The organism is Bifidobacterium callimiconis, assembly GCF_003952005.1.
Classification (GTDB): domain Bacteria; phylum Actinomycetota; class Actinomycetes; order Actinomycetales; family Bifidobacteriaceae; genus Galliscardovia; species Galliscardovia callimiconis.
Genome location: NZ_QXGJ01000004.1, coordinates 210,676 through 223,563 on the forward strand (window position 1 = coordinate 210,676; position 12,888 = coordinate 223,563).

General features: G+C 66.5%; 16 protein-coding genes. 14 read left to right on the forward strand and 2 right to left on the reverse strand.

Going from position 1 to position 12,888, the window contains the following annotated elements:
• The first annotated feature begins 218 nt into the window (after nt 1-218).
• From D2E23_RS05530 to D2E23_RS05590, 14 genes are all read left to right on the forward strand, one after another.
• Nucleotides 219-488 carry an XRE family transcriptional regulator gene (locus tag D2E23_RS05530; protein WP_126029972.1) on the forward strand — a complete coding sequence of 90 codons (270 nt, stop codon included), beginning with the start codon at nt 219-221 and terminating at the stop codon, nt 486-488.
• Nucleotides 489-623: 135 nt separating this feature from the next.
• A complete protein-coding gene (locus D2E23_RS05535; RefSeq protein ID WP_164520696.1) occupies nt 624-1,022 on the forward strand; it encodes a hypothetical protein in 399 nt (132 codons plus the stop codon).
• Nucleotides 1,022-1,615 (forward strand): hypothetical protein, encoded by a 594-nt coding sequence (locus D2E23_RS05540; RefSeq protein WP_126029974.1) that lies wholly within the window; start codon nt 1,022-1,024, stop codon nt 1,613-1,615. Before D2E23_RS05535 ends, D2E23_RS05540 begins: the two co-directional genes overlap by 1 nt.
• A 1-nt stretch (nt 1,616) precedes the next feature.
• Nucleotides 1,617-2,855, forward strand: a complete 1,239-nt coding sequence (locus D2E23_RS05545) for a helix-turn-helix domain-containing protein (RefSeq protein WP_126029975.1) — start codon at nt 1,617-1,619, stop codon at nt 2,853-2,855.
• 23 nt (nt 2,856-2,878) lie between these two features.
• A complete protein-coding gene (locus D2E23_RS05550; RefSeq protein ID WP_164520697.1) occupies nt 2,879-3,277 on the forward strand; it encodes a WhiB family transcriptional regulator in 399 nt (132 codons plus the stop codon).
• Nucleotides 3,278-3,289: 12 nt separating this feature from the next.
• Entirely contained in the window at nt 3,290-3,667 is a 378-nt protein-coding gene (locus tag D2E23_RS05555) for a hypothetical protein (RefSeq protein ID WP_126029977.1), read from the forward strand.
• Nucleotides 3,668-3,761: 94 nt separating this feature from the next.
• A complete protein-coding gene (locus D2E23_RS05560; RefSeq protein WP_126029978.1) occupies nt 3,762-4,352 on the forward strand; it encodes a ParA family protein in 591 nt (196 codons plus the stop codon).
• Nucleotides 4,349-4,516, forward strand: a complete 168-nt coding sequence (locus D2E23_RS11585; protein WP_164520698.1) for a hypothetical protein — start codon at nt 4,349-4,351, stop codon at nt 4,514-4,516. The genes D2E23_RS05560 and D2E23_RS11585 overlap by 4 nt, the downstream gene beginning before the upstream one ends.
• Entirely contained in the window at nt 4,513-4,767 is a 255-nt protein-coding gene (locus D2E23_RS05565) for a hypothetical protein (protein ID WP_126029979.1), read from the forward strand. Before D2E23_RS11585 ends, D2E23_RS05565 begins: the two co-directional genes overlap by 4 nt.
• Before the next feature lie 76 nt (nt 4,768-4,843).
• Entirely contained in the window at nt 4,844-5,281 is a 438-nt protein-coding gene (locus D2E23_RS05570) for a hypothetical protein (protein ID WP_093960653.1), read from the forward strand.
• Between the two features lie 266 nt (nt 5,282-5,547).
• Nucleotides 5,548-7,335 (forward strand): LPXTG cell wall anchor domain-containing protein, encoded by a 1,788-nt coding sequence (locus D2E23_RS05575; protein ID WP_164520699.1) that lies wholly within the window; start codon nt 5,548-5,550, stop codon nt 7,333-7,335.
• A 293-nt stretch (nt 7,336-7,628) separates the two neighbouring features.
• On the forward strand, nt 7,629-9,158 hold the full coding sequence (locus D2E23_RS05580; protein WP_164520700.1) for a SpaA isopeptide-forming pilin-related protein: 1,530 nt from the start codon (nt 7,629-7,631) through the stop codon (nt 9,156-9,158).
• Nucleotides 9,159-9,219: 61 nt separating this feature from the next.
• Nucleotides 9,220-10,197, forward strand: a complete 978-nt coding sequence (locus tag D2E23_RS05585; protein WP_126029982.1) for a class C sortase — start codon at nt 9,220-9,222, stop codon at nt 10,195-10,197.
• The gene (locus tag D2E23_RS05590) at nt 10,194-12,179 is read left to right on the forward strand and encodes a hypothetical protein (protein ID WP_126029983.1); all 1,986 of its coding nucleotides are present in this window, start codon (nt 10,194-10,196) and stop codon (nt 12,177-12,179) included. The genes D2E23_RS05585 and D2E23_RS05590 overlap by 4 nt, the downstream gene beginning before the upstream one ends.
• 101 nt (nt 12,180-12,280) lie before the next feature.
• On the opposite strand, the gene D2E23_RS05595 is transcribed toward D2E23_RS05590, so the two are convergent.
• Entirely contained in the window at nt 12,281-12,523 is a 243-nt protein-coding gene (locus D2E23_RS05595) for a hypothetical protein (RefSeq protein WP_126029984.1), read from the reverse strand.
• An 86-nt stretch (nt 12,524-12,609) separates the two neighbouring features.
• Nucleotides 12,610-12,759 (reverse strand): hypothetical protein, encoded by a 150-nt coding sequence (locus D2E23_RS11590; protein WP_164520701.1) that lies wholly within the window; start codon nt 12,757-12,759, stop codon nt 12,610-12,612.
• Nucleotides 12,760-12,888 lie beyond the last annotated feature (129 nt).

The following is a 12,888-nucleotide window of genomic DNA, read 5'->3' on the forward strand; positions in this document are numbered from 1 at the left end:
TCATCATATCAAACGAAAGTTAGAAAACCTAAACTCGTCCAGCCGTTGGAAATCTAAATAAAAACGCATCTCAGGCCATAAATTCCAACGAAAACGACACGCCGCGAAGCCCAACGGTAACAGTATATTTCCGAAAGTTAGAATTACTAACTTGAGGACATGATTTCTTCCCTGTATTCTGAGGTTAGGAAATCTAACTTCGATGGAACGGAGAGGTCATGTCAAACATGAAGCGGTGGCTGCGCGAGATGGGTATTCCCAGCTCTCAATTGGCCGTTCAGACAAACCAGTCCCGATCCAGCATCACCCAGAAGTTGAATCGCAAGACCGAGTGGCAACGACGCGACTGCCTGCGCATCCGCGAGCTGTATGGCCTGTCTTCGGATTTCATTCAGGATCTCATCCCCTACGAAATGGAGTTCCCGTCCGGGAAACCGAGAGGAGGTGATGCCTCATTGTCATCGTTATGCGGGCGCGCCGCCCGTTGAGAAGCCAATGAATGAGGTGGCCGGCTCTCCAGGACCTGGAAGTGACGGAGGGCCGGCCGTGCAAATAACCGTTTCCCGGGCGTTCAAAATGTCGCCAAACGTTTTCCGCTCGGGCTGATCAAGGAGTTATCGCACATGTGTGATTTTACAAACGCAGCTTGCGGTTCCCTGAACACATCCAAGGGTAAGGGTGGTTCCGGGGCGCCGAGTTTGGAAAAGGAAGATCTGTTGTCCCGTGTCATGGGACTGGCGGTCGAGGATGATATCGCGGGTCTCGTGCACGCGGCGTACGGGCTTGCCCTGTTGGATGCGTTGCGGGATTGCAATCGCGCTTCCGGTGACGTGACGGACGGTCATATCGCGACGATGCGCAGGTTGAACGAGTCCGGAGCGACGGGACCGCTCGCGGCGGCGGATTGGGATCGTGCGGAGCAGCGCGCCCTGGGTGCGTCGGAGTGTGGCACGGCGGTGCGTCGCGTGCTGGAGCAGCGTCTGGCGATGCTGGAGCATCCGGCCGGTTCGGGGGTCGCGTGATGACCGGGTCGTGTCTGTTGGCGGCGGCCAGGGATCTGTCCCTGTTGGAGACGCCGTCGGATGATTCCTCGTTTCTTGAGGATCGTTGTCTGGGGTTTGACGAGCGGGTGCTGGCGTATGAGCGTCTGCATGGCCGGGTCTCGTCGCTCCGCGCGCTGGTGGATGCGGGCGTCCCGTTGGGAGGCCGGCATTGCTCGTGGCTGAATGCTCCGGTGGTGCGGGGTTGTGATCCCGCTCGCCTGGATGCCGCGAAGACCACGCTGCTGTTGTTTCTGGCGATGCGGGGCGGTCTGCCGTTGCGTCGTGTGGAGTTCGGCGCGGAGTCGGTGCTCTTGGACGCGGGTTCCCGGACGGCGACGGATCGTCTGTTCATCGCGTGGATGGGCGTCGAGGCGTATCGGGCCGCGATGTGGGGTCTGACCTGTCTGAACGCGGGTCTGCCGTTGACCGTGGCGAACCGTGATGATTTCTATGCCGGCGTGGCCCATCATCTGATGGACCCGTCGGGTCTGGCCGTGGACGTGTCCCCGGCGTTCGTGCTGGGCATGCGTCTGGGCGCGGAGGCGGGCGACCGTCTGATCGGAGGTGAGTGACGTGACCGTGGTGACGATGGTGTGGGTCCAGAAGAACGTGACCTGCGTGGGCAATGCCACGAAGTCGGTGCTGGCGTATCTGGCGTTCCGAGCGCATTTCGATGACGGGACGGCGTCGTGGCCCGCGGTGGACACGATCTCGCATGATCTGGGCATCGGCAGGCGCACGGTGCAGCGGGCGATGGATCGTCTGCTGGAGATCGGCCTGATCGAGTTCGGTCAGCAGGATTTCGCTGGCTTCAATCCGAAGACGGGCGAGCCGGTGCGTCAGGATCGTCGCACGACCGTGTGGAACGTGGTGTGCCGTGACATCCCGGCCGAGACGGTCGAGGAGTCCGACCCGTCCGAGTCCTCCCCCGCCGAGGTCGATGCCGAGGATGATGGCATGGCCGTCGCCGATGCCGTGGGCGACGGTGTGATGGAGGCGCCTGAAACCGGTTCCGGACAAAATGACACCCCGTGCGTGGAGACTGAACGGGGTGACATTTTGTCCAAAAAACGTGACATTTTGTCATCAAAACGTGACAAAATGTCACCCAATATACATAGAAATACATATAAATACATTTCCCCCTCTGTCCCCCATGGGGACATCTCCCCCTCCGGGGGCGACCCGGACGATGAGGGTTCCGTCGATGGCGTGGCCGCCGTTGGCGGGGACCCGGTGGGTTCGTTCCTGGACTGGTTCTCCTCAAGGCGTGCCGAGCTGGGTCTGTCCCGTCGCGCGGTCTCGGATCGTGACCGTCGTGCGATCGCCTCGCTGCTGGACCGTCTGGCGACCTCCGGGGCCTCCGATGCGGTGGCCGAGGCGAGGCGGGTGTGCGATCACGCGTTCTCCGATGCTCGGCTGGCCCGTCGGGTGTCGTCCCCTCGTCAGCTGGCCCGCCTGTTCGATGAGATCCGTGACGCGATGACGCTCGACGCCCGTTCCGCCACGTCCGCCGGCACATACGGGGTCCCGGACGATCTCGAGCATCGCTGCCGCAGGCTGCTGGACGGTCTGGGCGTCGAGGACGGCAACGACGGGTTCATGGCCCGCCGCGAGCTGCGCCGGCTGCTGCGCGAGGGCGTAGACGAGGCCGAGGCGCTGCGCGCGGCGCTGGACGCGGGCCTCGCGTATCAGGCTCGTCTGGACGCCGAGCGTCGTGACCGGGAGGCCGCCCGGAGCCGCCCGGCCGCCCCCGGCGCGTTCCGTCCGTCGTTCGCGGGCAATCCGATGTACCGGGGGGCCGTCTCATGACCGGCATGGAGCAGGCGTCGTGCGTGCGGGTCGCGGCACGCAGCCAGGCGTTGGCGGATCAGATGTTCGCTGTCCCGGATTCCGGTCGTGTCGATCGGCGGGCGCGGCGTGTGGCCAGGAGGCTGTGCGATTCGTGTCCGGTGCGGGATCTGTGCCTGAGCGAGGCGCTGGCCCGTCGCACGAGGGACAACGTGCTGGCCGGTGGTCTGACCTATCAGGAGCGGTGCGTGCTGAGCCACGAGATCGCCGCGGATCTGGGCGTGACCCTGTGGGGTCTGGCGTCGGTGTCCCCGTCCACGGTGCTGGCCTGGCTTCGTGAGCATCCCCGGGCGGTGGAGCGGGCGCGGTCGTGCACCCGCGCCTACTGGCGGGATCGCAAGCGTTCCTCCAGCGCGGCTCTCGCGCAGGGCCGTCTGTTCTAGGGGAGGCTCGTCGTGTTGTTTCTTCAGGTGTTCGACGGTGATCTGCGCGTCGATGGTCCGGTGCCGTTGGCCCGGGTGTCGTCCCGTGGCGGGGTCGAGCCTCCGGCCGGCGGCTGGTCCCTGCTGGCTCGCGAGTCCGCTCCGGTCGCGTCGGCCGCCGTGCGCGCGTTGGAGGGCCGGTACGGGCTGGCGGACGGGGCTCGTCCCGTATCCCCGGGCCCGTGGTCGCTGGTGCTGGACTGCGCGTCCTCGTCGTCGGGGCTGATGCTGATGGAGGTCGGCTTCTCGCTGCGTCCGGTGAGCATGCGGGGCCTGCGGGTGCGTTCGGGCCGTGCGGCCGACGCGTGCTGGGCGTTGGACTCGTTTCTACGCCGGCTGGCGTCGACGTGACGGTATGGCGGTGTGGCGGTATCGGATTCCTCCGGTACGTGCCGTCATCGGTATTTGGTTTTTGGATTTTTCAGGTTTTTCAAGGAGTTTGATCATGATCGTGACTATCGCTAACGCGAAGGGCGGGGTGGCGAAGACCACCAGCGCGATGTTTCTGGCCGCGGCGTACGCGCGCCGGTTCGAGGGTTCGGTGCCGGTGGTGCTGGACGCGGACCCGCAGTCGTCGGCGAGTCTGTGGCGGGATCTCGCCGAGGATGCGGGCGAGCCGTTGGGCTTCGATGTGTCTCCGGCGAATCTGAGCACGCTGGGCCGGCTTGGCCGCGTGGGATCGGATTCGTTCGTGGTGGTGGACGCGCCGCCGCAGGGTCGTCTGCTGGAGACGGCCATCGGGGTGGCGGATTTCGTGGTGGTGCCCTCGTCGGACAGTCCGTTGGATCTGCAGCAGGCGTGGGCGACGCTCGAGGCGGTGCCGCGTCATCGGCCGGCGGCGCTGCTGCTGGTGCGTGTGGAGCCGGGCACGACGGCGTATGCGAGGACGCTGTCCGCGCTCGGGGACGCTTCCACGCCACGGTTCGACGCGGTGGTGCGCAAGCGGCAGGATCTCAAACGGTGCATGGGGCTGCGCCCGGGCAAGCTGTGGGAGTACGGGCAGGTGCTCGACGAGCTGCTGGAGGTGCTGCGATGATCCGTCTGCTGGCGCTTGTCGTTCTGGTGTTCGTTGTCCTGCTGGCCGTGGCGTCGGCTGGTCTGCTGTGCGCGATGTGTTCGGATGTGTCGGTCCCGGGACGTGTGACGCTCGTGCTGCTGGTCTCGTCGTTCGTGCTGTTGGAGGGGTGGGTGATCGCATGAAGGATCTCGCGTTCCGCCCATCGAGGCCGCGTGCCGTGTCCTCGGCGCCGTTGGATGGCGTGTTCGCCGCCGATGCCGTTCCGGCCCGTTCCGCTGTGTCCGCCGCGTCGGATGACGGGTGGACGAAGACGAGCGTGGCGATGCGCAGGTCGACGCGCCGGCGGGTGAAGCTGTGGGCGTTGGAGCATGACATGAGCATGCAGGAGGTCGTTGATCTGGCGTTGGAGGAGTATCTGGCCTCCAGGCCGTGACCCGTGGCGGCCGGTGTCGCATACGCCGACCGGGTTCTTGTTGGTTGTTGTAGTCCTGTTTTGGAGGGAGTTCGTTATGAGTAGTGGAGTTAGGGAGCTGTCGATGTCGGATCTGTCGTATCTGCAGTCGTTGCCCGCGGTGAAGCGTGTGAGCGTGACCGGGGGCCGGTTGCGGATCACGTATGAGGAGGGGTTCCGTCGTATGGTGGCAAGACGGTATCGGGCCGGGGATTCTCCGGCCAGGATCTTCCGTGAGGCGGGGCTGGATTCCGCTTTGATCGGCTACAAGCGCATCGAACGGTGCATCGCGCGCTGGCGTGATTTGCCCGATGAGGACGTTCCACCCGCGCCTCCGGTGCCGGCCGAGGCTGTGGTCTGGACGCCGTCCCGGCCTCGAGTCAAGGGCGTGGAGGGTCGTGCGACGGTTCGGACGCTGGCGCGTCGTGTCACTGCGCTGGAGGCCAGATTGGCGGCGGTGGAGGCGGGCCTGTCCGATTCCACGGATATCGGTTAGCGGGTTCTTCCCGGTGGGGGCCGTGCGGGTTCGCATGGCCCTTTTTCGTATCGTTCCGGGGGTATGGCGGTATTGCGGTAGGCCGGTTTTTCAGGCTGGGTTTTCTTTTTCGTTCCAAACTCTTCCCGTGGTTTTCGCGGTTCCATGGTGCATGGCCCCTTCGGGGGTCCGCTTCTTTCCTGTTCCGATGTCGAGGCGGACCGGTCAGACCGGCCCGCCTCCGGTGGAGGGCGGGGGCGTATGGATTTTGGATGAGAGGGAAGCTCATGGATCTTCGTTGCGGCGTGAGGGCGTGTGCCGCCGGTGTCGCGTTGGCGGCGCTGCTGGCTCCGGTGGGGGCCGGGGCCGCGGAGGGTTCGACGGCAGGTCAGTGGCTGTCGGTGCGCACGTCCGATGGTTCGTCGGAGGGGATCGATGGTCGTGGTCTGCTGGTGGGGGATGTCGGCGAGTACGAGGCGCTGCTGGATCTGTCGGGTATGTCTCCGACGTGGCGTGCGGGCGTGGTGCTCGCGTTCGATGCGCGGCATCTGGTCGTGGATGCCTCGACGGTGAGGGTGTCGGATGGTTCGGGACGGGATGTGACCGATGGTTTCAACGTGCAGGTGTCGGATGGTCGCGTGTACGTGTTCGCCCGGCTGGTGGACACGACGATGGAAGACGGGACCGTGGTGCCGGCCGGCGCGCAGCCGTCGGATCTGGCCGCGTATGCGGCGTTGGATGGCTCCTCGCATGATCCGTCGCGTGATCCTGGCGTGGACCGGTCGCTGGCCGGAGGCTCGTATCGGGTTCGTGTGCCGTGGCGGGTGACGGGCGTGGGGAATGGTTCCACGGCTCGAGCGTCGGTGACCCGGATCGTGGACGCGGATCGTGGCGACGGGAACGCCGTGTCGAATCCGTTGGCGCGTGTGGAGCCGGATCGTGACGCGGTCATGACGGTCGGCGGGGATTCCGTGGACGGCATGTCGGTGTGGAGGGATTCGTCGTTCCTGTATCGGATGGATTCGGGCGTGCTGTCCGCGGATCGTGCGACGTCCGTCTCGTCGTGGCGCGTGGACTCGAACGTGGATCCGGGCGTGGACCGGCTGACCGGCCGGTGGGCGGTGTATGCGGCCCGTGACCTGTATGGCATGGATGGTTCCCTGCTGGCGGCCAAGGGATCCCGGATCGGTGGCGACGGCATGGACTCGTCACGCTTCGGCGGCGACCTGTTCACCGCGAGTGTGGATCCGGGGTCCGGGACGACGCGAGTGGAGGCCACGGACCTGTACCGGCGGCTCGTGAATGCGAATCCGGGTCGGGAGGCCGCTTGGCGCGCCTACGCGCAGGCCACGCGGATCGCGGTCTCCGACCGGGTGGACTGGCGGTTCACCGCGACGCTCAACGGACGGTCGACGCGCAGCGCGTCGGCGTGGACACGCACTCCCGCCGCGACGCCCACGCTTCGTGTGGAGTCGTGGGACGCGCGCAGCGGTCGCGAGGCCGGGGACCGGGATTCCTCGACGGATGCGCTGACGGGCGTAAGGGATGGGGAGCGGATCGTGTTCACGGTCACGAACACGAGTTCGGATGCGTGGTTCCGCGCCTCGGACCTGCATTTCTCGGATCGGGCGGTCGTCGGCGATGGCGCGGTCACGGGGTTTGAGCACCCGTCCGGCTGGGATTCGCTGCTGCTGGCTCCGGGTCAGAGCGTGGACGTGACGGGCCGGCTGCAGGGGTTCACCCAGGGGCGTCATACCGGCAGGACGACGGTGGAGTCCCGGCCGTTGACCGAGTGTCCGTCCGACGGGGACATGGCCGGTCGGGTCGAGGCGGGCGGTCGATCGTTGTGTCTGGACACGACGGTGACATCCGCGTCCGATGACTGGTCCGGGATGCGTGCCGGCGGGCGGACGACCAGGCTCGCGGCGACCGGAGCGGCGATCGTCAACATGGTCGCCGCGATGGCCATGGCCACGGCCGGCGGTGTGCTGTTCCTCCTGTACCGGCATGGCAAACGGCTGGAATCCCCGCCCGGTCACGGCCGGGAACCGGAGTCGCATGACGGGGACCGGTAGACGAAGCCTCCCCGGAGTCGTCTTCCCCGATTCCGGGGCACCCGGGCCGTCGGATCTCTTCCTCCCGGCGGCCGTTCATTCTTCCCGTGCCACCAGGCGCGGGCGCAGGGGCGGGCCGGCAGCGGCGGCGTGACACGCACGCCGGCCCTCCCCGTCCACCACGACACGATCAGGAAAGGAGCCTATCCACACCGATCATCATCCCGCCGTCCCCGATGGGGCGGCATCCACGCATATGCAACAACGACAAGCGGGCAGGCCGTGTGGTCTTCCCGAGGAAAGAGGAAATCATCATGAGCAACAACCTTCGCCGTATCGTGGCCCCGACCGTCGCGGCCTTCGTCGCCGCCGCCGCTCTCGGCACCGGCGTTCTCTCGGCCAACGCTGCCGATGGCGGTCAGGCCGCGGCCGCGAACGCGACCATCACCCTGAGCGCGGCGTCCGGCGATCTGGTCGGCCACACGTTCGACGTGTACCGCGTCGGCTCCTACACGAACTACGGCAACTGGAACAACGACGCGGACGGCAAGATCGACTCCACCGACGTCGTCAACGCCAATCAGGCCGCCACCGACTGGCTCAAGGCCGCCGGCATCAAGGCCGATCAGGCCACCGGTCACGACGAGGCCGGCACCATCGCCGCCGGCAACGCGCAGGCCGCCCGCAGCGCGGCCGCCGCCCTCGCCGCGGTCAAGAACAAGCCGCAGGCCGTCCAGTCCGGCATCGCCGTCTCCGCGGATGCGAAGGACAAGACCACCCTGACCATCGGCGGTCTCGAGGAGGGCTACTACCTCGTCGTCGATTCCGACGGTCTGCCCCTGCTCGTCGGCACCAAGATCGGCGGCCATGACCTCGACACGCAGACGCTCGGCGTCGCCGTGGTCAAGTCCACCATCCTGTCCGTCTCCAAGGACGGTGCGGGCGACTCCACGATCGGCGCGACCGTGAGCTACACGGTCAGCTTCAAGGTCCCGGACAAGAACTCCAACCCGAAGAGCCTGTCCTACGAGGACGTGGCCACCAACCTGTCCGTCAATCAGGACTCCATCAAGGTCAAGGTCGGCGACGGCGCGGCCGCCGCCCCCGCCCAGGGCACCCTGACCATGAAGGACGCCAACGCCGGCTTCACGTACAACGCGACCGGCCTGCTGACGGACGCCAACTACGGCAAGCAGGTGACCATCACCTACACCGCGGTCGTCCTCGGCGAGGATCCGTCCAACACGGGTACCGTGCACGCCAACCTCGACGGCACCGATCACACGGGCACCACGCCCGAGGGTCCCGTCACCCTCGCCAACTTCGACTTCAAGATCCACAAGACCAACAATGATGGCACGGTCGCGCTGAAGAACGCCGGCTTCACCATCAAGGCCTCGGACGGCAAGTACATGAAGTTCGCCCAGGGCAAGTGGACCAAGGTCGACGCGAAGGACGACCAGGCCGCCGTCGCTGCCGGCGCGGAGGCCAAGACCAACGACCAGGGCTTCCTCAGCTTCGCCGGTCTGGGCGATGGCACCTACACCGTCACCGAGTCCACCGTGCCGGACGGCTATCTGAAGACCCCGGCCCAGTTCACCATCAAGATCGACAACAAGGCGCACACGGGCGTCGTCACCGGTACCGGCGCGAACAACGGGCTGACCCCGAACGTGACCATCAAGGACGGCGGCCAGGTCGAGGTCCACAACCTCAACAGCATCACCCAGCTGCCGCAGACCGGCGCCGCTGGCGTGTACGTGCTCGCGGGCACCGCCGCGCTCCTCGCCCTCGCGGGCGGCGCGACCTACGCCCTCAAGCGCAAGCAGCAGCCGGCCGCCTGACATGCGCGCCCTCCCGCCCGACACGGCCCGAGAGGGACATGACGAACGGGAAAGACAACGCATGGACCACCGGGAGGGACGAATGGACGACTTCTACGAGATCATCCATCCGTCCCTCTCGCGCATCGAGCGACGCCGTGAGCGACGTCGGCGGGTCCGTGACCGGATCCTCACCGCCGCGACCGCGCTTCTGTTCGCCGCCGCCACGCTTGTCGTCGGCATTCCGGCCGCGCAGAGCGTGGGGTTCGCTGCCGACCAAAGCCAGACGACGCAACGGCTCTCCGACGCCATGGACGCCATGGACTCCGCGCGTCGCACCCGCATGCTTACGGCCGCCGACGCGTACAACCGGCGTCTCGCCCGGACCGGCCAGCCGATCATCGGCGAGGCGGCGGACCCGTTCAGCGGCAAGGCCACCGGGGATTTCACCGGGAGTGATGATCCCGACTACGAGCGGACCCTCGACACCGGTCGGGGGGTCATGGGGTCGATCAGCATCCCGAAGATCGGCGTTGACCTGACCATTCGTCATGGCAGCGGCGCGCAGGCGCTGGAGACCGGGATCGGTCATCTGCATGGCACCAGTCTGCCCGTGGGAGGCACGTCCACGCATGCGGCGCTGACCGGTCATCGTGGTCTGCCCAACGCGGAGCTGTTCACCCGGTTGGACGAGATCCGGTTGGGAGACCCGTTCTACCTGCACGTGCTCGGCACGACGCTTGCCTACCGGGTGACCGATATCCGGGTCGTCGACCCGGACCAGGTCGACAGTCTGAAGATCGTCCCGGGCAAGGATCTGGTCACCTTGGTCACGTGCACCCCGTACGGCGTGAACACGCAACGGCTCCTCGTCACCGGCGAACGCGCCCGGATCGGCGTCCAGGTGCCGGCCGAGGCGGATGCGCCCGGCGACGCGCGGCCGCTGCTCGCGGCCGGGGTCGGACTGCCCCTGCTCGTCGGCCTGCCGCTGGCCCGCCGTGCCAGCCGGCGTGAGACGCCGCAGCATCATTCCACCAGAAAGGAAAGCAGCACATCATGAGAACAATGTTTTGGAAACGGCCTGCAGCGGCCTTGGCCGGCATCGCGTGCCTCGCCATGCCGTTGGCCGGCCTGATGGCGGTTCCGGCCGTTCAGGCGGCGGACGCCTCCTGTTCGGGCTACGACCGTCCCGCCGGCAGCGATACCGACATCAACGTCAAGCTGCCCGTGTGCGATACGAGCCTGCCCGTCACCGTCGCCCCCCAGGGCGGGACCATCGCCGGCCAGATCCACGGCAAGTACACCAACTTCGAGTTCGACACGCAGTCCATCGGCATGGACACCGTCAAGTTCGACGCCAACTGGACCCACGGCAACAGCGGCATGGTCGACGGCGCCATCGAACAGCAGGTCCCCACCAAGATCGGCGCCTCGTTCACCGTTCCCGATCTGGGCACGTGGATCGCCGGCAATGGCCTGCCCCAGACCGTGAGCGCGAGGTTCACCGTCACCGAATGGAACGGCGGCTCCGTCCGCTGGTATCATCTGGGCGGTGACAACAACCCGGTGTATGAGAAGGGTCTGACGTTCGCCGCCGACGCCGGCATCAAGCTCCTGCAATGCGCGAACGGACAGCCCACGGGCTGCGGTACGGGATATTCGAAGGACTCCCCCCAGCCCGCGTACGACGCGAGCAAGCGCAACGGTCTGACCCTTCAGGTCGACTTCCTCGACCAGAACGGCCAGCCGATCCAGGTGTCCGGATACACGGCGTTCGAGAATCTGGACGGCGACCGGTACGGCCTCTGGTGGGGCGGCGACCCCGACAATCTGAAGTGGGACCCCTACCTGCACGTGGGCATCGAGCCCCTGCAGGGCTTCGACCAGCTGATCCTGCCCTCGACCGGCACGTCGACCGGCGATCTGACCCGGTTCGGCCGCAACGGCATCGCCGGCGACAAGACGTTCGCCTACACGTACGACGCGAACTTCCCGAGGCCGAACAATCCCAACGACCTGTACGACCACAAGGACACCACCAACGACCAGGCCCTGGCCGAGTCCAGTCAGGCGTCCCACCGGTTCGCCGCCCTGTTCGACGCCACGAGCCTGACCTTCAGCTACACGAGCGGCCAGGAGGGTGCGATGACCATCGGTTCCGACGCGGTCGAGAAGGACAGCTCCCATCAGGTGTCGTGGACCGCGGTCGATCAGAACGGCAACACGCTGCCCGGACTGACGAACCAGACCAGCGGGTTCACCGCCGCCGGCAAGGATCTGGACGCGACCAAGGTCGTCTACGGCACCCAGTGGAAGCTGGCCACGCCGAAGGCCCCCGAGGGGTACACGCTCGAGAAGGTCACCGGCGACACGACGTCCAGCAGCACGCAGGATCCGAATACGGTCGCGTCCGGCACCATGGGCGCGCGCAACCAGGCCGTCGTCCTGCATTACCGGGCCGCGTCCAGCCGCATCACCTTCCAGCCCGGTGACCCCAAGGTCACAGGCAGCATCACGCCCCTCGACGGGTACGTCGGCGACCAGGCCACCCTGCCCGACGCGACCGGCTACACGTGGGACCACCACACGTTCACCGGGTGGAAGGATCCGGACGGCGGCGAACACAAGGCCGGCGACAAGATCGACTACCCCAAGGGAGGTCTCACCCTGACCGCCCAATGGCGCACGTGGACCTACACCGTCCGCTACGACAAGGGCGCGGATGACGCGACCGGCGGCATGGGCGACCAGGCCATGACGTTCGACCAGTCCGCCAGGCTCACCGCCAACGGGTTCAAACGCTCCGGATGGCGGTTCACCGGCTGGAAGGACCAGAACGGCAAGACCTATCAGGACGCGCAGGAGGCCATCAACCTCGCCGCCAATGACGGCGAGACCGTCACCCTGACCGCCCAATGGGCACGAACCGGCACCAGCACCCTGCCCTCCACCGGAGCGGCCACGGGACTGGGCGTCCTGCTCACGGCAGGACTGCTCACGGCCGGCGGCATGATCGCACGCCGCATGCGCCGCGTCCGGTAGCCGACGCACCACATGACGGGTTCATCCCCTCACCGGTTTTACGGGGAGGGGATGAACCCGTTTTTCATGTCCGGGCGGCGTCCATGTCCCGTCTAGAGGTCCTATGAGGCGAGGAACTCCGCCACCGCCTTCAGGATCTCGCCGATCCGGTTGATGAGCCTGATCCGGCTCGATACTCTGCTGTGACGTGCGCGCGTATGCCGTCCGCGTCGACGTGAGTGACGGCCGTGACGGCCGGCGGCACGCAGCAGGATGCCCAGAGACCACAGCGGCAGACTCCAGCACATATCAGTGATATGGATGGTGTGGAACGCGCCGATCACAGCGCTGATGAGATCGTTCATGCTCGTCGGCTATGCGCCTAGAACATGCGATGTGGTGTGATCTTCGTCACAGTTCAGGTTCGCCGCCGGTCGTGGCGGACTGGCCTTCAGTGGTGTCGGTCGCTCTGGAATGCCGCGACGGTCATGGCCATGAGGATGATCACGGCCTGCCATCCGCTGGTCTGCTGCGCCAACGGCACGCCGCAGACGGCGATGAGCGTGACGAGCGCCAGGTTTCGATTGTGCTCGGGTCGCATGCGCGGCTCCTTTCTCCTATGCCGTCGGCCCCGTATGGCCGGCGGCATGGCGAACGTTACGCCGGGCCGAGCATGCGCCCAAATCGCCTTTGTTTACAAGATGCGCGTGGCCTTGATGGGCTGTCAATC

Coding starts and splice junctions, on each gene's coding strand:
- D2E23_RS05530 (WP_126029972.1), top strand. CDS start 219: ATGTCAAACATGAAGCGGTGGCTGCGCGAGATGGGTATTCCCAGCTCT.
- D2E23_RS05535 (WP_164520696.1), top strand. CDS start 624: ATGTGTGATTTTACAAACGCAGCTTGCGGTTCCCTGAACACATCCAAG.
- D2E23_RS05540 (WP_126029974.1), top strand. CDS start 1,022: ATGACCGGGTCGTGTCTGTTGGCGGCGGCCAGGGATCTGTCCCTGTTG.
- D2E23_RS05560 (WP_126029978.1), top strand. CDS start 3,762: ATGATCGTGACTATCGCTAACGCGAAGGGCGGGGTGGCGAAGACCACC.
- D2E23_RS11585 (WP_164520698.1), top strand. CDS start 4,349: ATGATCCGTCTGCTGGCGCTTGTCGTTCTGGTGTTCGTTGTCCTGCTG.
- D2E23_RS05565 (WP_126029979.1), top strand. CDS start 4,513: ATGAAGGATCTCGCGTTCCGCCCATCGAGGCCGCGTGCCGTGTCCTCG.
- D2E23_RS05570 (WP_093960653.1), top strand. CDS start 4,844: ATGAGTAGTGGAGTTAGGGAGCTGTCGATGTCGGATCTGTCGTATCTG.
- D2E23_RS05575 (WP_164520699.1), top strand. CDS start 5,548: ATGGATCTTCGTTGCGGCGTGAGGGCGTGTGCCGCCGGTGTCGCGTTG.
- D2E23_RS05580 (WP_164520700.1), top strand. CDS start 7,629: ATGAGCAACAACCTTCGCCGTATCGTGGCCCCGACCGTCGCGGCCTTC.
- D2E23_RS05585 (WP_126029982.1), top strand. CDS start 9,220: ATGGACCACCGGGAGGGACGAATGGACGACTTCTACGAGATCATCCAT.
- D2E23_RS05590 (WP_126029983.1), top strand. CDS start 10,194: ATGAGAACAATGTTTTGGAAACGGCCTGCAGCGGCCTTGGCCGGCATC.
- D2E23_RS05595 (WP_126029984.1), bottom strand. CDS start 12,523: ATGAACGATCTCATCAGCGCTGTGATCGGCGCGTTCCACACCATCCAT.
- D2E23_RS11590 (WP_164520701.1), bottom strand. CDS start 12,759: ATGCGACCCGAGCACAATCGAAACCTGGCGCTCGTCACGCTCATCGCC.